Origin of the sequence: Fibrobacter sp., assembly GCF_017551775.1 — a bacterium.
Taxonomy (GTDB): domain Bacteria; phylum Fibrobacterota; class Fibrobacteria; order Fibrobacterales; family Fibrobacteraceae; genus Fibrobacter.
Map to the genome: position 1 here is coordinate 55,611 of NZ_JAFZKX010000110.1, position 23,516 is coordinate 79,126.

Genomic DNA, 23,516 nt, shown 5'->3' on the forward strand with positions numbered 1-23,516 from the left:
TGAGGGGAATTACTATTGTTCTTTTTTATGAAGACGTATTGGCCATTAGCACTAATCGCCCTTTTTCTCGTATGCTGTACTTCTGAAAATCCGGCATCAGACGACCCCGTAGACGGGGATTCGTCGTCGAGCAGCTATGAGGTATCGGGGTCGAGCGGTGGTCATCATCATCACCGCAGTAGCAGCAGTTCTGGCGCCAATCCGGGAAAGCCCGACGTTGTCCAGGATACGCTTATTCACGATACGACGACGGTGAGCGATGTGGACGATCTTCCCGAATGTACTTCCGCCAAAGAGGGCGAATCATTCTTGGTGAAAAGCGAGAACATCCTCCGCTTTTGCGTGGGCGGGGAATGGATCGCCTCCGATGTGGTGAAGGAATTTTTTGAATTGGGATGCCGCGACGGCATGCTCGTGCTTAATGGCGCCGGCGAGGAGACTGTAGAATCGAGCTCGTCGCATGGCACTACCTCGCCCTGGGGCGGGAACTACGGCAATTTCGGTGGCCAGAACAATTCGACCATCGATTCGCTTTCCGAACCGCGCATGGTTGGCGTTCATATTTCGGGTGCCGCACAGAAGGGCCCGTTCCGTTACGGGACTTCGGTAAAGATTGTGGAACTCGACAGCATGCAGCGTCTGGGCGATTCCAAGCGCACCCACAGGACCTGCATTACGGATGCCTCCGGAAATTACAGTTTCGACAGCGTCGACCTCGTATCCCCGTACCTGCGTATTGAAGCGAACGGGTATTTCCAGAACGAACTTACCGGCGGAATCTCGTCGCATACGGTTACGCTGAAGGCGGTCGTAGACGTGACGAACCGCGATACGGTAAACGTGAACATGCTGACGCACATGGAAGCCGAGCGCGTGCTGAAACTCGTGGAGAACAGCGGCAACAACCAGCCTATACGCACGGTGAAGGCGCAGGCCCTCAAGGAAATCCTTTCTTCGTTCGAAATAAGACTCGGCGGATCGTCTGGCGGAACCGGCGGCGGTGGCTATGGCGGCTTTGGCGGTTGGGGCCAGCAACAGCAGACGACTACCTCTACGGATGGCCGCTTTGCGGAAGATATCAGCCTGTTCGACGGTGACGAATACAGCGCGGCTCTCCTTGCCGTATCCATCATGATGCAGCGCAAGGGGTCTGGCAGCGAAATGCTCCAGTACGCATCGGGTATCGCTGAACGCATTAAGGGCAACGGCAACTGGGACGACAACAACGCGAAGGCGGACCTTGCCGACTGGCTCATGGTGCTTGATACGAGCGGAGCGTATGAGACCATCAGGTCGAATGTGGCGAGCTGGAACAAGGGAACGGTCCCTGATTTCGAAAAGCACCTGCGCAATTTCTGGACGGGCATTTACCAGTTCGGCAGTTGCAGTTCCATGAATGCGGGTACGGTCAAGTACGTGAACAACAGCCTGAGCAAGTTCTTTATCTCGTATTACGAACAGCCCGAAGGCACGCGCACGCGCTTCATATGCGATGCCGAGACGCACCAGTGGCGTACCGCGACCGATATCGAGAAGGATACGGTCGGGTTTGGCCGGGGCGACTACGACGGACAAATTCGCAACGGCAAGATCAATGCCGACAGGTACTATGTTTACGAACAGAGTAAGGGCAAGTGGCGCGAGGCTACGAGCGACGATATCCAGGAATTCGAAGATATCAAGGATGTTTATGCGAGCCTCGGTGCCGGCGAACGCGTCATATTCATCTTGCGCCATGCCGAACGCGGCGACGATACGGGCAAGAACGGCCACCTGACTTCCAACGGCAAAAAGCAGTCCCAGAGCGTGGGCGAAAAGCTCAAGGGCGGCGATATCGTGTTCGCGAATTCTACCTACACGCGCAGTAAGGAAACTTGCGAGAGCTTCGCTACTGGCGCAGGTGCGACCTATGCCGAGAATACCATCGAAGAACTGGATGGCGAATGGTACGTGAAGAACGATTCCAAGTTCGAAAGCTACAAGAATTCGGATGGCGGCGGCTGGGTGGTCGTTTCCGCATACGCCTATAAGGGTGCTTACACGGATGCCTTCTATGATTTTGACAGCCGCAGCGAAGAGTTCCTGAACGAAGTGGTGAAGCCCGGTTTTGCGAGGGCGAACAACCGCGTACAGGTGTGGATTTCGCACGACGTGCTGGTTACGCCGATAACGGTTTACTTTACGAATAAAAAGGTCAACCTGCGCTATTTCGATACAAAGCGCTGGATCAATTATCTTGCGGGTATTGCCATCATCATGGACAGCAGCGGAAACTTCCGCTATGTGCCTGTGCGTGGCCTTGACAATGGGACGATGACTATGTAACAGTAACTGGATGGGTGGTTATGAAATATGGGTGTCTTCTTGCTGCTGTCGCAGGCTTGAGTCTTCAGGCGTGCCTTGTCGCATGCGACGGCGAAACTTCCAATTCCGCGAATTGCGAAACGGACTGCTTCGAAACGGTCGTGCGCGATTCTGTCGTCATTCGCGACTCCGTTGTCGTACGCGATTCGGTGGTTATCCGGGATTCCGTAGTCCTCCGCGATAGCGTGCGGCTCATCGACAGTTTGCGGATTTTGGATAGCATTTACGTGAAGGATAGTATTCGCGTAAAGGACAGCGTCCATGTGAAAGACTGCATACGCATAATCGACAGCGTCGAAGTCGCGGACACCTCCGTCGATCGGAGGAGCCTTATCGCCCGCTATGTGGAACAGTCGGCGGTGAAGGAATTTGTCCCGCTGGAGTCGGTGCTCGGGAACCTGGCCGAAGACGAGAAGGTTATCGTATTGTTGCGCCATGCCGAACGCGGAGACGACTATTCTTCGACCGGCCCTCTGAACGATAACGGAAAGGAACAGTCCGAAGCTCTGGGCAAGAAGCTTGTCGGCGACCTGGATATTTATTATGCGGCATCGCATGCGACGCGCACGCTGCAGACTTGCACCTACATTGCCAAGGCCCGCGGCGAGAAGAATGCGGTCGTCGATACGATTGAACTTTTGGGCGGCCTCTGGTTCGTGAAGGATTCCGTCGTCTACAACAAGGCCAAGAAGGACCATGACGGAAGCTGGAACGTGACTACCAAGTGGTTGTACGAGGGCTCGTATGCCGATGCGTTCTACGACGTGGCGCCGCGCAGTGCGGAATACCTGGATAGTATAATTATCCCGGCCATGGAAAAGTCAGGGAAGCGCATGGGACTCTTCATTTCGCACGACCTGGTTTTATTGCCGATCGTGGTCTATGTTTCGGACAGGAATATAGACATGAAATATTACAAGTCGAGTTCGAAACGCTGGCTGAATTATCTTGCCGGCTTGGCGATTGTCCTGAAATCGGACGGGACGCTCGTCTTTTATGCGGTGAAGGGGCTCGATTCGGGAACGATGAAGAATTGACCCAAAATGGAAAAAACTAGTATTTGAGTTAATGAATAAAAATAGATGGTATGTTGGATGTTTGGCGGCCGCCATGGCTGTCGCGTTTGTCGTGGGTTGCGGCGGCGGTGAAAGCGTGGTGCCCGGTGAGGATGTTCCCGAAAAGACCTCCTTTTTTGATACGCTCATGGTGCAGGGGGCAGGCGACTTGCCCGGTTGCGACGGGAGCCGCGAGGGGCGCGCTTTTTTTGTCCGCAACGACAACCTTGCGCATTTCTGCGTGAACGGCGTGTGGCGCAAGGCAAGCGACTCGACGGACTTTAGCATTACCTGCAGCGACGGCTTTTTGCATGCGGTGGGGAAGGTTGTGCATGAACCGACGCCCATGCTGGATACGGTCCGCTATTCGGGCCTGTTGAACGCTTCGGTGCTGGGAACTGTGCAAAACGGCCCCTTCGTCTTCGGGGCTTCGGTTGCGCTTAGGAATTCCAACGAGAGCAATTTTTATCGGAGCGATGATGCCTATTCTCCCATTGGGGAAGCCTGCGTGCTCGCAAATGATGGTCGCTATAGGCTAGAAGATATTACCACGAATTCGAACTACGTGAAGATTTCTGCCACGGGTTATTACAGGAACATCGTTACGGGTAGAGTTTCCGATAACCCTGTGACACTTTCTGCGTTATCAAAGGTTGCGGGTTCCTTCGATGAGTTCGGCATTGCGGTGCTGACCCAGAACCGGGACTCCATAAATGTGAACGTGCTGACGCATCTGGAAATCCCGCGCATCGAACAGCTCGCGATGAACCACATTGAATTCGGTGCGGCAAAGGCGCAGGCGGAACGCGAAATCTTTGCGGCCTTCGGTATCGATACGGCGCAGCTCTACTCGCAGAACTTTTACACGGATGGCCGCATGGAAAAGCCTGTCGCCGAGGATTTGGACCTGGTCGGGAATACGGATTACAGTGCGGCGCTCCTCGCCATCGCGGCGATGCTTCAGGGTGACCGCAATGAAGGCGACATGATGAATTTCATCAACAACCTCGCCGAAGACATCAAGGGCGACGGCGTATGGAACGACCCGAACTGGAAAATCAAGATTGCGGACTGGGTCGTGGGCATGGATTCCAGCTGGAAGTATAACGACATCAGGAATAACGTGTCGGCATGGGGCGTGGGGCCAGTCCCGAATTTCGAAAAGTACATGCGGGCGTTCTTCCCGATTGCCTACGGGTTTGAACCGTGTGGCGCGTCGAATGCGGGGAAGGTCACCTACGTGAACCAGGGCCAGAGCGTTTATTTCGCGAACGACTACGAGCATGCGGACCACTCGCGGGTGCGCTTCATCTGCGATGCGAACGGATTCCAGTGGCGCGTCGCGACCGCCATCGAGAAGGATACCGCGGGCTTTGGCGCGGGTGAATACGACCGTGAAATTCGCGAAGGCCGCGTGAATCACGACACCTACTACATTTTCGATAGCGGCAAGTGGCGCGTCGCGACCCCGCAGGAGGCCGACGGCTTTACCGATATCGCGGAGGTGTATGCGAACCTCAAGTCTAACGAGAAGGCGGTATTCATCATCCGGCACAGCGAACGCACGAATGATACGGGCCCGAGCGGCCACCTGACCGATAACGGGAAGAAGTATGCCCGCGAACTCGGGGAGCGCATTGCCGCCGTCGGCAAGGAAGATTTCTATTTCGGTTATTCGGGCTACACGCGCACGCAGGAAACCTGCGAGGGAATCGCGCAGGGCAAGGGACAGGCGAACTACAGCCTCGATGTCCTCCCGTATATGGACGGCGCCTGGTACGTGAAAGATGCCGACAAGGCCGACGCCTACGTGGATTCCGAAGGCGGTTGGGAAGTGTACTCCAGGTATGCCTTTACCGGTGCGTACGATGATGCGTTCTACGATTTGGAGACGCGCAGCGAACAGTTGCTCAAGGACGAGATTCTTGCGAATATCTCGAGCATGAAGCGCGTGAACGTCATGTGCACGCACGATTACCTGGTGGTGCCGCTGCTCGCGTACACGACCGACGGACATGCGAACGTGCGCTATTACGAAAAATACCGCTGGGTCAATTACATGGCCGGAGTCGCGATGATTATCTCTGCCGACGGTTCCGTGCGCTATATTCCCGTGAAGGGACTTGACTCGGGAACGATGTAGACTATATTTCAAGTGTGGAAAATCGGACTTACGCAGCCATAGACTTGAAGTCTTTCTTTGCCTCGGTGGAATGCATCCTCCGGGGCATTGACCCGTTGAAGGCGAAGCTCGTGGTGGCCGACGAGAGCCGCACCGAGAAGACGATTTGCCTTGCGGTGACGCCTGCCCTGAAGGCTTACGGGATTCCGGGACGAGCCCGCCTTTTCGAGGTGAACCAGAAGTTGCGCGAGGTGGAGCGCCGCACGGGCGAGAAGGTCGAATATATAATTGCGAAGCCGCAGATGGCCAAGTATGTGGAGTATTCCACGAAGGTTTACAACGTTTACCTGAAGTACGTGAGCGCCGAAGATATTCACGCCTATTCCATCGATGAATGTTTTTTGGACTTGACGCGTTATCTGAAATTGTATAAGAAGTCGGCGCGCGAATTGGTGAAGATGATTATCCAGGACGTATTTACGACCACGGGAATCACGGCGACGGGCGGAATCGGCACGAACCTTTACTTGTGCAAGATTGCGATGGATATCATGGCGAAGCACGTGGATGCCGACGCGGACGGCGTGCGCATTGCGGAACTTGACGAGATGAGTTACCGCGGGCAGCTCTGGTCGCACCAGCCGATAACGAGCTTTTGGCAGGTGGGCCGCGGGATTGCGGCGCGCCTTGAAAAATGCAACCTGAATGGTGGCCGGGGAATCCGAACGATGGGCGATATCGCGCGCGTGAGCGTGAAGAACCCTGATGCGCTGTACAAGATGTTCGGCGTGAATGCGGAAATCCTGATCGACCATGCATGGGGTTATGAACCCTGCTCGATTGCCGATATCAAGAAGGCGAAACCCCGGAGCCGCAGTACCGGCGAGGGCCAGGTTCTGCAAGACCCGTACAGCTTCGAGAAGGCGCGCCTCGTGGTGCGCGAGATGGTCGATACCGTCTCGATGGCGCTGGTCGAGCACAACCTGGTCGCGAAGGGAATGGTGCTTACGGTGGGCTACGACCGCGAAAATGTGGACAAGGGAATTTACCGCGGCGAGACTGTGGTGGATTATTACGGACGCACGATTCCGAAGCCCGCTCACGGCACGGCATCCCTCGGGCATTATTCCAGTTCGCAGTCCGCTTTTGCCGAAGCGGTGATGAACCTTTATGACCGCATCGTGAACCCTGCGCTTACGGTGCGTCGCCTGAACCTCGTGGCAATTGACGTGGTGGACGAAAGCAACGAAGGTTTCGACCTGTTCACCGACGTGCAGAAGCAAGAACGTGAAAAGAAGCGTTTGAAGGCGGAACTCATGATAAAGAAGCGTTTTGGCAAGAACGCCATCGTGAAGGGCATGGACTTGCAGGAAGGCGCCACCACCGTCGAACGCAACGGGCAAATCGGAGGCCACCGTGCGTGACGATTACAAGGACATCATCGACTTGCCGTATCCACGGAACGACTGGAACTTTCTCATGAAGCATCCGCGCATGAGCGTGGCGGACCGTGCGAAGATTTTCCACCCGTTTGCGGCGTTGCGCGGGCATTCCGAGGCGTTGGACGCTACGGCGGAACGCAAGCAAGATGCGGTCGAGAACGAGCTTACGCTGGATGACCAGAATTTTGGTGCCTAAATTTGATGCGTAGTTTTTTTGCGGAATTTTCGTTATAGTAAAAATCTATAGCAATCTATAAGAAAGTAGTATTGGTTATGGCCTTGTGCTATACCCCCCGTTTTTTTATTTTTGTGCCGCCTTTCTAACATGGAGGTGTTGTATGGAAAAACGCACGGGTCTCTTTTCAAACGGAATTATCTGGTTCGGAGTCGCCATCTCGGTTTCGGAAATCGAGGCGGGCATCGAAATCGGTGCCGCGTCTGCACCGGGTTCCCTGTGGCTCCCGCTGATTCTCGGTCACGTCTTGGGTGGCGTCTTGCTCTTTTTCGTGGGCCTTATCGGGGCGCGTGTCCGCCTGAACGCGATGGAGACGACCGCATCTACGTTCGGCAAGTACGGTTCCAAGTTCTTCGCTGCGCTGAACGTGTTCCAGCTGCTCGCTTGGGTGGCCGTGCTGAATGCGCAAGGTGCTTCGGCTTTGGCGGGCCTCAACCTGCCCATTTCTTTCCCGCTCACGTGCGTCATCCTTGCGGTGTTTATCGCCGTCTGGGTTTTCGTGGGGCTCAAGCGTTCCGCGAACGTGACGACGGTCGTGATGGCGGCGCTCGCGATATTGCTTGCTGTTCTTTCCGTGAAGTTGTTCGGACTCAATGGCGCCGAAGGCACGGCCGTCGCCGGCAATGTTGCCGGGGCCGCCGCTGGCAGCGCCACGCTTCTCAGCTTCTGGAACATCTTCGAGATTTCCATCGCCATGCCCATCTCGTGGCTGCCGGTAATTTCGGACTACACGAAGGATGTTGAAAAACCGGTGAAGGCTACGGCGGTTTCCGCGGCGGCCTACACGTTCGCGAGCCTCTGGATGTACATTCTCGGCATACAGATTGCGGGTATCGGTACCGGCACCAGCATCGCGCAGGCCATTCTCCTCGCGGGTCTCGGCATCCCGGGCATCATCATCGTAGTGCTTTCTACCATCACGACGAATTTCCTTGCGGCAAATTCTGCGGGTGAATCCTCGAAGGCGATTTACGGCAAGATCAACCCGAAAATCGCGGGCGTCGTAGTGAGCCTCCTGAGTGCGGCTCTCGCCATTTCGGGAATCATGGAACACTACATCAGCTTCCTCTACCTCATCGCTTCTGTGTTCGCGCCCATGGCAGCCGTGTTGCTCGTGTCGTTCTACTTCGGGAATGATGCCGTGCGCGGTTCTAGCGCGACGGGCAAGGCTTTCTGGCTCTGGAACTTTTTCGCATGGTTTGCGGGCTTTGCCGTGTACCAGGTGGCCGCACACCTCGATTCCGTCACGCTCGGCCCCACGCTTCTCGCTGTCGTTGTGTCGGTGGCTCTTGCTTACGGTCGTGTGCTGTTCGTATCCCGCCGCATCTCGTAAAGAGATAATTGATTGGATTCTATCGCGACACTGCGTTTCGCTCCAGAATGACATTTTCTAAATTTGGATTGCTATGCCTCAGAAAAAAATCGCTCTCATCAACGATATCACTGGTTTCGGCCGCTGCTCGGTCGCCGTCATGGCGCCCGTCATCTCGGCCATGAAAATCCAGGCGGTTGCCGTCCCCACGGCAATACTTTCGACGCATACGCAGTTCCCCAAGTATTTCTTTGACGATTACACCCCCAAGATGCGTGACTACATCCAGACCTACAAAGATCTGGACATGAGTTTCGACGCCATCGCGACAGGGTTTCTCGGCTCCGAAGAGCAGGTGGACATCGTCATCGATTTCATCAAGACTTTCAAGAAAGAAGGCGTGTTCACGCTGGTCGACCCGGTGATGGGCGACTACGGCAGACTCTACGAAACCTACACGCCGACCTTGTGCGAAAAGATGCGCGCGCTCGTGCATTACGCCGACCTCTTGACGCCGAACCTCACCGAACTCTGCTCGCTCACGGGTTCCGATTACCGCGACGGGAACCTCACCCTCGCCGAAATCGAGAACATGTGCAAGACGCTTGCTGAACAGGGCCCCGAACACATCGTCGTTACGGGCATCCATTACAGCAAAACGCAGATCATGAATTACGTGTACAGCAAGGGCGAGGAACCGAAAATCGTCATGGCCGACCGCATCGGCGGTGACCGCAGCGGAACGGGTGACGTCATCAGCGCGGTGATTGCCGGAATGTACCTGAACGGCCACGACTTCTACGAATCGGTGAAGAAGGCCGCAGAATTTGCATCCAAGTGCATCGGGTATTGTGTACAGAATAACGTTCCGGAACACTGGGGCTTGAGCGTCGAAATGTACCTTCGCGACCTCATCGAAGATTAAGGGGGCATAATGATTGTTTATACAGTTACAGGAACCGTCGGACAGGCGGGCTATTTGGATATCGCCAACAGCGGCGACATTGCCGGCAAGAACATCTACGTGAACATGACGAACCGTTGCCCGTGCAACTGCGTGTTTTGCCTGCGCCAGACGAAGAAGATGATGGAAGGCAATACGCTCTGGCTCAAGGGCGGCGACCCGAGTGTTGACCAGGTGATGGAAATCTTCGACGCCTACGATTTGAACGTCATCAACGAATTGATTTTCTGCGGATACGGCGAGCCGCTGGAGCGCCTTTACGACGTGTGCAGCGTGATCGACAAGCTCAAGGCGAAGTATCCGAACTTGAAAATCCGCCTCAATACGAACGGGCTTGCGAACCTGATCCACGGCAAGGACATCACGCCTGAACTTGAAGGGCGCTTCGACACCGTCTCGATTTCGTTGAACGCCCCGAACGCCGAGGAATTCTTGGCGCTTACGCGTTCCAAGTTCGGCATCAAGTCTTACGATGCTCTCAAGGAATTCGCCGTGCTTGCGAAAGGCCATGTGAAAAACGTCGTCATGACGGTGGTCGAGAAGGTGATGCCCGAAGAAAAAATCGAGATTTGCCGCAAATTGTGCGATGAACTCGGCGTCACGTTGCGCGTCAGGCCTTTTGAATCTTAAATTTTAATCTGGTGCGGAGAATGACGATGCTGCGATTGATTGTGATATGCTTGGCGGTGGCGCTCGCCTGTACGAACTCTTTTGCGGCGAAGTCCGGCGCAAAGTCTAAATCTGCGAAAAATGTTCCCGCAAAATCGAAGCCCGCGAAGGCCAAGAGTCTCGAGTTCAAGGACCCGCGTGACAAGCAGACTTACCGTCTGGTGAAAATCGGTGACCGCACTTGGTTCGGCGACAATCTGAACTTCAAGTCCGAAGGCAGCTACTGCCTCGATGACGACGAAAACAACTGCATGGCCTATGGCCGCCTTTATTCCTGGGAAGCCGCCCGCAGCGCATGCCCTTCCGGTTTCCGCCTGCCGAAACACGAAGATTTCGAGAGCCTCTGGAATGCCGCGGGTGCCGACTACAATGCGGGTTACCTGCTCAAGACGACCTACGGCTGGAAGGGCGACACCAACGGCAACGATACGCTCAAGTTTGCGGCGATGCCCGCCGGCAACCGCTTCGACGACGCCACGTACGGCAACCTCGCCAAGTTCGCCTTTTTCTGGAGCGCGGACGATGCACTGGAAGATATCGGGCAGGGCGAAGCGCGCGTTTGGTACCTGACGAACAAGTCGATGGCCTTCGGTTATACGTCGAAGGCGAAGAATTTCGGTTTTTCCGTACGTTGTGTAAAGTAAGTCCTGCGATTGCCGCGGCTTGATGCCCGTGGTGTGCCTTTCACATTTGTTAGATTTTAGCATATGCCGCAATCTGTCCGCAACATAGCGATTCTCGCTCACGTAGATGCTGGAAAGACGACTCTTTCCGAGCGCATTTTGTTTACTGCGGGCGAGGTGCGCAGGCCGGGGAAGGTCGAAGAAGGCCTCGCCACGATGGACTACATGCCCGAAGAAAAGGAACGCGGCATCACGATTGAAAGCGGCGTCGCTCATTTCGAGTGGAAGAATACCTGGTTCAACTTTATCGATACGCCGGGGCATGTGGATTTCGGTGCCGAAGTCGATATGGCGCTTACGGCTGTCGAGGGCGCGGTGCTCGTGGTGAGTGCCGCCAGTGGTGTGGAAACCCAGACGGTCGCCGCCTACCGCAAACTCCGCGAAGCGGGCGTGCGCACGATTCTTTTCGTGAACAAGCTGGATAATCCCGACTATTCGCTCGACGAAACTCTCATCAACATAGAAGAAGTGCTGGGCGTGCGTCCGGTGCTGATGACTCTCCCCGAATATCGCGATGGCCGCATGACTGGCGTGCTCGATGTGCTGAGCCAGAGCAGGCTTTCGCATTCGGAATCGGGGAGCGAAGAAATTGACGACGGCTGGAACGTGGATGACGGCTGGGACAATTCCGCCGAACTCAAGAAGCATTACGCCGAGGCCGTGGAATTCGCGAGCAGCTTCGATGACGAAGTCCTCAAGCTCGCGATGGAAGGCAAGCGCGTTCCTCCGAAACTTTTGCTGCGCGGCTTGCGCGAACTGGTGAAGAGCGACGACTATGCGCTTTGCTATGCGGGTTCCGCGATGGAAGGCTACGGCGTGCGCAGCCTGATTACCGCGCTCACGTTCTTCTTGCCCGAACCGCCTGAATTTGCGGATGGGGAACTTGGCCAGGTGATACGCCTGCGGCATTTCAAGGGCGTGGGTGAAATCTCGCTTTTCCGCAGCCATGCTGACATGGAACGCAAGGCGTGGCCGGCAGGTTTCGAATTCTCGCGCCTCAAGGCGAACTTGCTCCAGCCTGTCGATGAAATCCGTTCGGGCGACATTTACGCCATGCGCACCCCGTTCGAAACAGAACTCGGCCAGATAATAAATATGGACGGAACGCAGGTGTCGTCATGCCGCAGCCCGTTAGGGCAAGAGCATCCACTTGATCACACCCCCTCCATCCGCGATAAGTACAAGCCCCTCCTGCAGACCCGCGTGGAATGCCTCGGTGCCGAAGACTACGCGCATGTCGAAAAGAGCCTGAACACGCTTTCCCGCATGGACCCGTCTTTCCGGGTGCAGCATGACTTGGATGGCGGTTTCTGGTACCTGCATACCGTAGGGGAGGTGCAGCTGGACGTATTGCTCGCGCGCCTCAAGCGCGAATTCGGGTGCGAAGTGCGTGCCGGCAGCCCGGAAGTGCGCTGGCAAGAACGCCTCTGCCATGCGGTAGGGCTCGTCGAGAATACCTTCCAACTCGGCCCTCATAAAATTTCAATTAAGTTGTCTGCAATCCCGCTCGAAGGCGATGCGCACGATATCCGGCTTTCTGCCGAATTCCTCGAAACGGCGCCGCGCGAAATCCTCGCGGGTGTGCGTTCCGCCCTCCTGGAATCTACCGAGGTGGGCATCTTGGGCAAGGGCGCGCTTGTCGGCGTGTGCTTCGAAGTCCATGAATTCACGTGGACCGAAGGGGCGCTTCCGCCGATGATCAAGAAGGCCTGCGGCGATGCGGTCATCAAGCTTGTGAAACCCGCCGACGTTCAACTGTACGAACCCGTCATGGAACTTTCGGTGGAATGCCCCGTGAACTTTGCGGGCCTCGTGACGGGCGATATCCAGTCCCGCGAAGGTAAGGTGAAAGAAATCGCGGGCGACGGCAAGACGCATTTTTTGAAGGCGGACGTTCCCCTGCGCAAAATATTCGGCTACGCTACGGGCGTGCGCAGCATCAGCAAAGGCACCGCGCTTTACAGCATGAAGTTGCTCGGTTATCGTCCCATGAGCGTGGCGTAAGCCATATGCGAACATATATGTCTTTTTTCTTATTTTGCATAAAGGATATTTACTAATAAAGAAAAAATGATTATCTTAGCCTAGTTTTTTTAAACTAGGAGGATATAGTGAAATTTATTCCGGTTTCTTTAGTGGTGGGGCTTTTACTGATTGCTTGCAGCAATTCTATTGACTCATCTGACAGTGAATTTAGTGTTATAACGGCATCGCAGGATCAAGAGGAAAAAGGGGTTAACGTCCTCAATAGTCCTATTGTGAGCGATCCGGCGAACGATCCTTATTCTGTCGAAAATATGAGTAAGGCCATGCGTAGCAGGGTTCTTGCCAAGTTTGCTGCTGATACTGCAGAAGTAGAGCAGATGAGCCTTGAACCGAACTACCTGTATGTCAGGTTCCTGGCCGAAGGCAAGAAGGGTGCTGCGGAGTTGAAAGCTTACGATAGGTCGCTGGTTCTCTTCAAGCATCCGTTGGACTACAAGCATATACGGAAACCGGTTGTCTATATTGATCCCGCGCTTCCTGATACGGTCATTCCGTTTTTCGCCACGGTTCCCGTAGATTATAAGTTTGGCCCGACGAAATATGAGATAATCAAGGAATTGTTCCTTGTTGAACCCTTGGATAACGATTGCGAAGAGGATGAATGCGCGGACGTCGCTGATTCCTCGAGTGCAGAAAAGGCGCTCTTGAAAAGGGCTGCAAAAAAATCGAGTGCGTCAGTCCTTGAAAGATTGGAAGCGATGGGCGTGTCTCTCCATGAGGTGCAATGGGAATCTATGGTGATGACCGGTAATGTAGGCGACCGCATCAAGGCGCAGAAGCGTGAAGTTGGCGAGCTGCCGTCTGCTGCGTGGTCTCTGCTTGGCGGTGGAAAAAAATACGGGGGAAAGCTGAAGTTCTGGGATGAAACACTGGAAAAGGAATGTCCACTCGAGGGGGTGCGTGTTACCGGTGGTTACTCCTACTACTGGCGCGAAGCTCATACGGATAAAAATGGTGAATTTAAAATTCCTGAAAAATGGACCTTTTCAATCGATTATGAAGCCAATTTCGACAGTGATCAATTTTTGCTCGAAAATGGTCATTCCGGATATGGAGAGGATCTGGAAATCGAGAAGAACGACATGAATGGGGATTGGAAAGAAACCTTTAGTGGTAAGAAAGGCCAGTGGTGCGTTGTGTGGACCGCGGCTTATCAGTACTGGTATGGAAACAATTTTGGCCTAAAAAGACCTCGGCAGAATGATGCGTCTAATTGGAGTTTGGATATTGAAGTGTACTTTGAGAATAGAGAGGACTATAACGCACTTATTACATCTGATGGTGATATTGGTTGCAATGCTGTGAAGGGATCTGCTGGACAATATGCGACTTATGGTGTCTTTGAAAATATTTGTGTAATAACCTATGGAAAACCATCGCATACTATATATGGAAATACGATTCACGAGATAGCTCATTCGTCTCATTTTTGGAATATGAAAACGACTAATATGATAGAGCCTCAGTGGTCGGAGTTTAATTCGCTTGATCCGGTTTACAAAGATTCATATGCAGTCGGTATTCAAAATTATTTTATAATGAAACGTTATAATCATGACAACGAGGATTATCGTCGTCATCTATCAGGTGATGTTATGTATCGGTATACAGATCTTGTAGAAGACTTGTATGATGATGATGGCGAATCAAATTGTGAAAAAGTTGCAGATAAAAAATCGCGCGACAAGGTTTCTGGTTTTTCAATAAAAAATATAGAAAAGGCTTTTTTCCAAAACAAAGGGTTCTCGACAATGAAAAATTATCTTATGGATAACAATCCTTCAGGGGAAAATGGCGTGATATATTCTAAGAAAGACATGGACAATCTCTTTAAATGCTGGGGGATAAATAAAAACTAGAGCTTTCACAATTGCAGTGTGCGTTTTTTTTGTGCTGCTCCATTCCCTGCCTTGACCGACAAAGGACTGATAAGCATGGAGACTTCTTCTACTTTTGATGTTCGTCTGGTATTCCTTTCTGATCTACCGAAATGTCTGGATTTTGAAGGCATGCTTTACTGCATAACCGATAAAATGCTAGAACAGGCAGAACCCTGCGAATAAACTCAAAAATCCTGGGCAAAATATTATTATTATTATATTACACATATCCCCATGGAGGAAAGATGAGTTTTGGAAGTTTCTTCAAGTCGTTGGTTGGCACGATTGCGTCGGCCTTATCTTCTAGTGTCGAAGAGAGCGAGACCAGAACGAACCAGATTCAGGTGCTCGATGTCAAAGTCGACAGTCCGTTTGACTTTGATCTGGTTGATGCGGGCGACGTAATCACCTTGAAGAAAAATGCGAAATTCCGACTGGATATAAAGCGTTTCGCCAATATAGACGGCAAAAAGAAATGGCACAAGGCTCAGATGACGGTAAATTTCGAAAAGGGTTTCAAGACGAACGGTACTTCGTCACCCAAGTTCGTCTACCTGCAGTTGCCCGCCTACATTGCGGGGAAGGACAAAAACAGCAACGTGTACAATGCGGCGGCGTTCATTCATGACGGCCTGTACGCATGCAAGGGCATAATCGAAGAAGAAGGCAAGTCGAACAACAAGAACAACAAGAATCGCTATACGCTCACGAGGAAGGAATGTGACAACATCCTCAGCGAAATATGGCTCCAGTCGAAATTCGTGGGCGAGGCTACCGCAAAAATTGCCGGTGGCGGCACGACTATTTTTGCCGGCGGTTCTGACCACTGGGATAACGACGACTACAAGTGCAAGGAACATTTCTCGGTAAAGATCAAGTACCTTACCTGAGATTGAAAAAGAAGAAATAAAAAACTGCGGTTCAGTTCGTTACTGAGCCGCAGTTTTTATTGCCGGTTGTTTGTCGCCTACTTGATGGCGATTTTTTGCACTAGGCTTGCTGATTGTTCACGTACGCGGACCATGTAGATTCCTTCCGGGACTCCCTTCAGTTCGAACGATCCCTTTTCGCACTTGCCGCTGAATACCGGGCGTCCTTGCATGTCGAATACTTCGACCTTCGCGGACTTTGCGCCGGAGATGAACAGCGTGCGTCCGGAGACGTGCATGGAGAGCGCCTTCACGCCCGCGAACTGCGGAAGCGCGATGGAGGTATCTTGTTTGATCGTGTCGGCGGCGGTCGTATCGGTGGTCGTCGTGTCTTGCTTGGTCGTGTCTTGAGGCGGTTCGAACGTCTGGAGGCGCACCATGATGCTGTCGAAAGCCGGCTTCGGTTTCAGGTTGTCATCGTAGATAAGGCCCTTTTGCCTGTTCAGGCCGCTCAGCCAGCTCCATTTATCGGACACGCCCCAGATCAGGTAGGTGTCCGCATTCGGTTCTTCGAGAACGATGTCCAGGTATTCGCGGAAGGTCTTTCCCTGGCGTTCGAGGTCGCTCTTGCTGACGTTGATGCCGCTCTTGAAACCGATGTCGAGCTCAGTAATTTTCAACTTGATGTTGAGTTTGGCAAGTTCCTTGGCGAGGGAGCGGAGACTGTCCGGCGAACCGATAAAGTGCTTGTCGGTGGTCGTGTCTTCCACGTGCGTCTGGGAACCCACGCAGGTGATGGGAATGCCGTTTGCGACCCAGCGCTTCACCTGTTCCAGCAAGAAGCCTGCCTTGGCCTTCGGATTGATGCCTTGTTCGAGGTTGTAGTCGTTGTAGCAGAGTTCCGCATCCGGGTCGACGGCGTGCGTCCACACGAAGGCGGAATCTATGAATTCGGGGCCGATTCCCTGGTACCAGACAGAGCCGGTGCGCCACTGGGGTTCGTTGTTGCTGATGGCTTCGTTCACCACGTCCCATTCGTCAATTTGGCCTTTCCAATGCCCGACAACGTTCTCGATGTGGTTCTTGAGCACCTTGAGCAATTTCTGCTTGTCGTTCTTGTAGTTGTTCACCCAGCCCGGAACCTGGCTATGCCAAGCGAGGGCGTGGCCGCGTACGCGCATGCCGTTTGCCTTCGCGTACTTGACCATCTTGTCGCCATTGCCGTAGCTGAACCGGCCTTCGCTCGGTTCGGTGGCGTCGAACTTCATCTCGTTTTCGGCGACGACGATGTTGAACTGCGTCTTGTGAATTTGTTCGTAGTTGCTGGGAAGCTGTCCGCTGAACCATTGTGAGTTCAGGATGGCGCCGATGTAGATGTTGTTTTTCTCGGCTAGTGATCGTAGGGTTTCATCTGCGGCGAAGGTGCTTGCTGCGCACATGCCGAAAACGCACGCGCTGAGCGCGAGCCCCATGAACGTATGTTGGTTTTTCATCGTTACTCCTCTGTGGTTTGCCCACAATCACCCGTATTTAAAATAATTAAAAAAAAGGGGGAACGATGTAAACATACCGAAACAAAAAGTTCCGATTTTTTATTTGAAACTTTACGAATTGTTCAAAATTTTGCGAAATTTCGCAATTTCGGCGACCAAATCGAGCCCTGGGATGCTTTTTTCCAGGTTTTCCGCCTGGGCGATTGCTTTTTGCGCAAAGGTTGTTGCCGCGGGTGAATGCATGTCGGAGACCCTGTGGTTCGCCTCCTTCATGAATTTTTCGACGCGGGCGATGTTGCCATATGCTGTCATGTCGCAGTACGTTTCGACCATGCGCTCAAATATGTATTCCTCCGCAGTTTTGGACAAATGAATCATGTCGCTTTCGTAGAAGCGGTAATCGCGCAGTTCGTCCATCACGATTTCGTAACTGGGAAAATATTCGAGCGGGTTCGCGTGCGCCTGCATGCCGGCTATCGCTTTTTCCACGGCGAGCATCAGCGTGGCCTTGGAAAGGTTGTTGCCGTGAGCCCCGTCGCCCATGTGTCGCAGCGGCGATACCGTGAAGACGATGTGCGATTCGGGATTGATCTTGCGCAGGTCCAGCACGATGTTTTCGAGCGCCTGCGTGGCCTCTTCTACCGTAATCATCCTGCGTTCAAAGAGGCGCGGGTCTTGCCGGTGGCAGTTTGCGGCGGCTTCTCCCGTTTCTTTCAGGTAGTACACGAACGAAGTCCCGAGGGTGACGAATACGACCTCGGCTTGCTTCAGGAATTCGCGAGCCCCCTCTGCGGCGGCGTTCAGTTTCGCGATGCATTCCTCGCGGCTCGCTGCCGAGAGCGAACTGTGCGCGAGCCAGCTGTGCCAAGGCCCGCGGGCATCTTGGAAAACGTCAACTTCACCGAAAATTTTCCCGTCTGCGATTTCGCGGAGCTGCCGCTCGATGGAAAGCGGGTTGTACACCGTCCCGAACGGGTTCGAAAGAACTTGGAACTTGCGCATGGCGAACTGCGCTGCGATATTGTCCGCAAAGCACGATCCGAAAAACGCCAGTTTTTGGGTGTAGTCGATATTGAAGCCCGGCTCGGGCAGATCTACCTTGGTGAAAAGTTCCATGCCATAAATATAGGTAAAGATGGCTTCGTGACCGATTTATTTGTTTTTGTGTTGTAGAAAAACCATAATTTTTTGTGATTTTTCTAACAATTGCTGAAATTTTATAGAAAAAAGTGATTTTGTGTTGTAAAAACTATTGACTTTTTAAAAATTTAGTGGTATATTTGGAAATGTGAAGGGGCGGAGGGGCCCTGATCTTGTTAGGAGGAATGATGAAAGACGTTTTCGAATATACGAACTACCGTCAGTATATCGCGGACTATTATGCCGAAAAGAAGGCTGCGTCCTCGTTTACCTGGCGCGAGTTCGCAAAGGTTGCTGGGTTTTCTTCGTCGGTCTATCTTAAGTATGTGAGCGAGGGACGTTTCAGCTTGAGCGAAGATGCGGTTGAACGGGTCGCCAAGGCCATGGACCTTGTCGGTGTCCGCTTTGACTATTTCGCTGAAATGGTCCGGCTCGACCATGCCAAGACGGACAAGGCCAAGAAGGAAGTATTCGGCAGGATGCTAGCTATCGCTGATCAGAACAAGGCGAAGATTCTGGAGGGGGATTCTTTCCGCTTTTTCGAAAACTGGAAAAATCCGGTGATTCGCGAGCTAGCGCCTGCCATGCCGGGGGCAAAGCCGCTTGCGCTTGCGCATGCGTGCCGCCCCAAGATCAGTGCCGCCGAAGTGAGTGAATCGCTGAACTTCTTGGTCAAGGCGGACCTGCTCCAGAAAGACGAGTCGGGAAATTACAAGCAGACTCAAAAATCCGTGACGACGGGCCCGATGGGGGTGACTCCGGTAGCCGTGCGCGGGCTGCATCGCCAGATGGGCGAAATCGCTCTCGATGCTATCGAGGGCGTGCAGCAGAACGAACGCCATTTTTCGGGTGTGACGGTTGGTATTACGCAGAACGCCTACGACGAGATCGTCGCAGAAATAGCGGCCTTCCGCAGGAAGGTTATTGAAATCGCTACAAGAGAAGACGCTACGGATGAGGTGTACCGTCTGAATGTGCAGTTCTTCCCGATGACGAACAAGAACGGAAATAAAAAGGGTTAGGAGGGAATCATGGATAAGATGGTACGAAATGCGCTGATGCGCGATTATATCGGTGCGGCGTTTTGCCTGGTCATGGCATTTGTTCTTCTCGTGTTGGGTACTGGCTGTTCCGATGACAAGCCGGTTTCGGGAGGCTCCGCCGAGGAAACGGGGATTATGGCTGAACTCGAAAATATCACTATCGAGGCAGCTGCGCGTAGTGTTGTCTTGCAATCGCCGGATGGCGACTCCTTGCAGGAAGGGGCGTTCGCCATGGAAGGCTATGCGTCGCGTTCCGTAGCGTGGCTCTATGAACTGGATTCGGTGAACTTCGCCGAGACGGGAGTTTCGTACTCGGACACACTTCAGAATTCCGGTGACAAGTTCAAGTTCAAGAACGTAACGCTTAAAAGCCCGTATGTCATGGTGCGTGTTTTTGGCAAGAGCATCAGCGGTTACGGTGGTAACGTGTTGGCTATTGTCGATGTCCGTAAAACGAAGGACGTAAACCTGAACCTGTTGACGACTCTTAAGACCTCGCTTTGGCGTTATTTGGCAAAGGAGAGTTCTAGTCACGACAGTCTTGATATGCGTGCTGAAATAGCAACTTTGGAGGCGCTTGGCATTACATGCCAATTCAATGAATTTGAAAGCAAGAAAATTTTGGAAAATTCGGACTATGTCATGGCGGAGGCCGCTATTTCGATAATGCTTACGTATGATATGTCCCATATTGAAAGGGCCTCTGTTAATCCGATCTTGGAAGTGCTTGAAGCGGATGGCAATTTGGACAACCTGGATTCGACTATAAAGGAACGGTTTGAGAATAGACTTGCCCATGCTCTTAAGGGGAATCGATCTTACTCCAGCATGAGAGTTGACGTTCTGGATTCCTTGGCTTTGGGCGAAGATGTGAAGTCCTTCTATTGCCAAAGGCAAACCTTTATGAGGCTTCTGACTGATGTGTATGTGAAACTTGCGGGTGCGGGTCATTGTACGGAGGCTCGTGAAGGCGAAACATTGGAATTTCCCGATAGATTCAAAGTTGCTGTTACTTTGGCCTGCCGTTCGGGAGGCTGGAGGGTCGAGTTTGGCAAGGAAGGTAATGAACTTCCGGAAACTGGGACGATGACGGATGCCCGTGACGGCAGAACGTACAAGACGGTGACCTACAATATCGACGGAAAGCCGCAGACGTGGATGGCGGAGAACCTGAAATACGCATATGGAAATTCCCATTGCCTCGCTGATGATGAACGTCAGTGTGAAGTGTTTGGTCGCCTTTATACATGGCGCGAAGCGATGGCTCTCGATACGTCTATCCTGTGGGATAAGGAAGACTGCATGGGTTACTACCGTGCTGAACTAGATACTTGTGCGGCGACGGTGAAGAATCTGCTTGATGGCGATACGACAAAGATTGACTCGCTTTGCGGCAACGATGCGGAAATAACTGCAATATGCGAAGAGGAAATGCTTGAATCCAATATTTATGCGAGATATAATTTCCATAGGGCGATGGAACTTATGGACTCCGTGAATCACCAAGGCGTCTGCCCTGAAGGCTGGCATGTTGCGACGATTGATGATTGGAACGGCCTAACCACGTACATAAGGGGAATGTATCGTAGGGATGAAATTGCGTGGTATCTGCTGCAGACCGAGTATACGGATGGGGCTGTAGGATTCGGCATGCGGCTCATGCTTGCTTGGGATGAAGTGGGTGATTATCATGTAAATATAAAAGTGGGAAAAAAGAGCCTTCGTCCACTCTATATCATCTACCCGTCCTATGCAACACCGGTATACAAAAGGGATGACGTGTCTATGGTAGAGCCGAGTTATCTCTGGTCTATTGATTCTGCGTATGAATTGTCTCCGGAATATGGAAATATGTGGAGCATGAGAGAGGGCAATATGACGAATTGGCATGATTATTATGGTGAATTTGCTGTTGTAGAGTTCAGTAATCAGATGTGGAGCGAAAAGAATTCACCTGTCCGCTGCGTCAAGAATTAAGGGGGAGAACATGTTTACTTTGAAAAAGGAAAAAATTTTGAGCCTTGCGGCTCTGTGCTCGCTGGCCTCGATGTTCGCGGCGTGTTCCGACGACAAGCCGGTTACGGGAGGCTCCGCCGAGGAAACGGGGATTATGGCCGAACTCGAAAATATCACCGTGACCGGGAATGCGTACTGCGCTGTCCAGGTTGCGGCCGGTGAGGATTCTTCGGGCCAGTCGGGTTTTGTCCTGGAGGGGTTCAAGGCGAGGACCGTCGTGTGGCTTGACGAACTGGATTCGAACACCTTCCTTGAGACGGGAAATACCTTTGTGGATACAATCTGGAACGATGGGGAAGAATACAAGTTCGAGAACATTACCCTGAGGAGCCCGTATGTCCAGATACGTGTTTTCGGAAGGAGCCTTAGCGGGGTGAACGGCCGTATGCAGGCGATTGCCGATGTCCGCAAGACAAAAAATATCAACGTGAGTATTTTGACGACGATGAAAAACGCTGAATTGCGTTATCTTGCCGCGGAGGGGGTTGACCATGCTGAATTGGGTTCCCGGTCGGAAAGGGAATTGTTGGATGCGTTTGGCATAACGGACACGATAGCCTCGTTCGAAGAAAAGGAAAGCCTGCAGAATCGGAATTATGTGTTGCTCAATGCGGTAATGAAGATTTTAGTCGGGGGGAGTTATGGTGATCCGATAGAATGGTATACGGTCGATTCGCTCAAGAGCTCGCTTCGAAGAACGGGTACTTTGGAAGGCCTGGATCAAGAGACGTGGGCTCGGGTGAAGAAACGAACTGTCGATGAGCTTTTTGATTATAGGGAAATTGCGCATATCGGTCATGATGTCTGGGGAAAGGTGAAACTGGCGGAGTTGACCATCCCCGTTGAATGGACAAGGGACTATGTCAGGTATATAGCAGGAATACTTGCCGCTCTTTCGGGCGAAGGCCTTTGTGTGGAATCTCGCGAAGGAGATGTGATGGAACTGGATGTGCTCGGCACAATGCTTGTATGCCGTTCGGGTAGTTGGAGGCTCGAATATGGCGAGAAGGATGGTGCCGCTCCTGTTTATGGATCGATGACCGATTCCCGTGATGGCAGAACGTACAAGACGGTTACCTACGACATCGGTGGTAAATCATACACTTGGATGGCGGAAAACTTGAGGTATGATGACGGAGTAGGCCACTGCTATAAAGGCGAATCTTCTTATTGCGATGTGTATGGGCGTTTCTACACGTGGCGCGAAGCATTGGCTCTCGATACGTCTATAAAATGGAGCATGGAGGCTTGCCTGGAACATTATCGCCAAGAATATGCGGAGGAAATGACTGCCGATAGCATTGAATACTATATGGCCGAGTTTGCACTATGGTGTGAAGAAAAAATTGATGAATCTGGTGATTATTCCCTGTATAATTATAGTAAGGCGCTGGAACTCATTGATTCGGTAAATCTGCAGGGCGTATGTCCCGATGGCTGGAGGGTTTCTACTGGTGAAGACTGGAAGAAACTGGAAAAGTATGTTGTGGATAAGTATGGTGTGCCGCACGAGGACGCGATGCAGTACCTGTACCGGTCCGAATATACGGATGGTCCGCTCGGTTTCGGTATACAGCTGTTGATTAAGGATGATTTGGAGGAAATGGAAGAAAGGAGACGGAGAAGGCAGGGAGAAAATTTGCCACCTATGAGAATTATGCTTCATATTCTCGCTCCGGTATACGCAATTCCGCCGTATCAATTGGATTACGACGGAAATGAGTTCTCAGACTATTATTTGATGGGTTATGGATGTTCTGTGGCTGATGATTTCTATAGCAAGGATTGGATCTTGGGTTGCGGGACGTACGCTACTGTTGTGGCTCCTAAACACTCACAATATTGGTATAGTGAGGGATTGACGGAAACGAATAATTTCGTTCGCTGCGTCAAGAACTGATTGCTGCAAAAAAGAAGGATCCTGGGAAGGAGATTTTGTTGACAATATTCCTCTAGTAGATAGAGAGGTAGGAGGGGAGAGAAGGCGGGCTTCGGCCCGCCTTCTTGATTTGTATGGGGAAAGACAATTTGAAAACCCGTGAAGACGGGCACTTTTTTAAGATAATTTTTTTTTCAAAACGTGTTTTAGAAATTGAATGAATTTTTTTTGAAAATTGTATGCAAAATTATTCTTGATTTTGGGTGTGGAAGTAATGGGTTTATTTTTATTTTTTATTTCAATA

At 52.3% G+C, this 23,516-nt stretch carries 17 protein-coding genes; 15 read left to right on the plus strand and 2 right to left on the minus strand.

Annotated elements, in window-relative coordinates:
- The first annotated feature begins 27 nt into the window (after positions 1 to 27).
- The 12 genes from IK012_RS13045 (at position 28) to IK012_RS13100 (ending at position 15,662) form a co-directional block, all read left to right on the plus strand.
- Positions 28 to 2,325 carry a histidine phosphatase family protein gene (locus tag IK012_RS13045; protein ID WP_290955298.1) on the plus strand — a complete coding sequence of 766 codons (2,298 nt, stop codon included), beginning with the start codon at positions 28 to 30 and terminating at the stop codon, positions 2,323 to 2,325.
- 20 nt (positions 2,326 to 2,345) lie between these two features.
- Positions 2,346 to 3,401, plus strand: coding sequence for a histidine phosphatase family protein (locus tag IK012_RS13050; RefSeq protein ID WP_290955300.1), 1,056 nt, complete (start codon positions 2,346 to 2,348; stop codon positions 3,399 to 3,401).
- A 31-nt stretch (positions 3,402 to 3,432) separates the two neighbouring features.
- A complete protein-coding gene (locus IK012_RS13055; protein ID WP_290955302.1) occupies positions 3,433 to 5,562 on the plus strand; it encodes a histidine phosphatase family protein in 2,130 nt (709 codons plus the stop codon).
- 14 nt (positions 5,563 to 5,576) lie between these two features.
- Entirely contained in the window at positions 5,577 to 6,965 is a 1,389-nt protein-coding gene (locus IK012_RS13060; protein ID WP_290955304.1) for a DNA methylase, read from the plus strand.
- Complete coding sequence (locus IK012_RS13065; RefSeq protein WP_290955307.1) at positions 6,958 to 7,179, plus strand: hypothetical protein; 222 nt, start codon at positions 6,958 to 6,960, stop codon at positions 7,177 to 7,179. The genes IK012_RS13060 and IK012_RS13065 overlap by 8 nt, the downstream gene beginning before the upstream one ends.
- 142 nt (positions 7,180 to 7,321) lie before the next feature.
- Complete coding sequence (locus IK012_RS13070; RefSeq protein WP_290955309.1) at positions 7,322 to 8,551, plus strand: cytosine permease; 1,230 nt, start codon at positions 7,322 to 7,324, stop codon at positions 8,549 to 8,551.
- A gap of 73 nt (positions 8,552 to 8,624) precedes the next feature.
- Positions 8,625 to 9,455 carry a pyridoxamine kinase gene (locus IK012_RS13075; RefSeq protein WP_290955311.1) on the plus strand — a complete coding sequence of 277 codons (831 nt, stop codon included), beginning with the start codon at positions 8,625 to 8,627 and terminating at the stop codon, positions 9,453 to 9,455.
- Positions 9,456 to 9,464: 9 nt separating this feature from the next.
- The gene (locus IK012_RS13080) at positions 9,465 to 10,124 is read left to right on the plus strand and encodes a TatD family nuclease-associated radical SAM protein (RefSeq protein WP_290955313.1); all 660 of its coding nucleotides are present in this window, start codon (positions 9,465 to 9,467) and stop codon (positions 10,122 to 10,124) included.
- 26 nt (positions 10,125 to 10,150) lie between these two features.
- Positions 10,151 to 10,807 (plus strand): fibrobacter succinogenes major paralogous domain-containing protein, encoded by a 657-nt coding sequence (locus tag IK012_RS13085; protein WP_290955315.1) that lies wholly within the window; start codon positions 10,151 to 10,153, stop codon positions 10,805 to 10,807.
- 63 nt (positions 10,808 to 10,870) lie between these two features.
- Complete coding sequence (locus IK012_RS13090; protein WP_290955317.1) at positions 10,871 to 12,850, plus strand: GTP-binding protein; 1,980 nt, start codon at positions 10,871 to 10,873, stop codon at positions 12,848 to 12,850.
- 107 nt (positions 12,851 to 12,957) lie between these two features.
- Positions 12,958 to 14,751, plus strand: coding sequence for a hypothetical protein (locus IK012_RS13095; RefSeq protein WP_290955319.1), 1,794 nt, complete (start codon positions 12,958 to 12,960; stop codon positions 14,749 to 14,751).
- Between the two features lie 266 nt (positions 14,752 to 15,017).
- Complete coding sequence (locus IK012_RS13100; protein WP_290955321.1) at positions 15,018 to 15,662, plus strand: hypothetical protein; 645 nt, start codon at positions 15,018 to 15,020, stop codon at positions 15,660 to 15,662.
- Between the two features lie 77 nt (positions 15,663 to 15,739).
- Here the strand turns inward: IK012_RS13100 and IK012_RS13105 are convergent, their stop codons facing one another.
- Together IK012_RS13105 and IK012_RS13110 are read right to left on the minus strand one after the other, a co-directional pair.
- Positions 15,740 to 17,134 carry an endo-1,4-beta-xylanase gene (locus tag IK012_RS13105; protein WP_290955323.1) on the minus strand — a complete coding sequence of 465 codons (1,395 nt, stop codon included), beginning with the start codon at positions 17,132 to 17,134 and terminating at the stop codon, positions 15,740 to 15,742.
- A gap of 111 nt (positions 17,135 to 17,245) precedes the next feature.
- Positions 17,246 to 18,250, minus strand: a complete 1,005-nt coding sequence (locus IK012_RS13110; RefSeq protein ID WP_290955325.1) for a GSCFA domain-containing protein — start codon at positions 18,248 to 18,250, stop codon at positions 17,246 to 17,248.
- 212 nt (positions 18,251 to 18,462) lie between these two features.
- Between IK012_RS13110 and IK012_RS13115 the strand changes: the two genes are divergently transcribed.
- From IK012_RS13115 to IK012_RS13125, 3 genes are read left to right on the plus strand one after another with little or no spacing between them, the layout of a single operon-like run.
- The gene (locus IK012_RS13115; RefSeq protein ID WP_290955399.1) at positions 18,463 to 19,296 is read left to right on the plus strand and encodes a TIGR02147 family protein; all 834 of its coding nucleotides are present in this window, start codon (positions 18,463 to 18,465) and stop codon (positions 19,294 to 19,296) included.
- A 9-nt stretch (positions 19,297 to 19,305) separates the two neighbouring features.
- A complete protein-coding gene (locus IK012_RS13120) occupies positions 19,306 to 21,294 on the plus strand; it encodes an FISUMP domain-containing protein (RefSeq protein WP_290955330.1) in 1,989 nt (662 codons plus the stop codon).
- Between the two features lie 10 nt (positions 21,295 to 21,304).
- The gene (locus IK012_RS13125; RefSeq protein ID WP_290955334.1) at positions 21,305 to 23,233 is read left to right on the plus strand and encodes an FISUMP domain-containing protein; all 1,929 of its coding nucleotides are present in this window, start codon (positions 21,305 to 21,307) and stop codon (positions 23,231 to 23,233) included.
- The last annotated feature ends 283 nt before the right edge of the window (positions 23,234 to 23,516 follow it).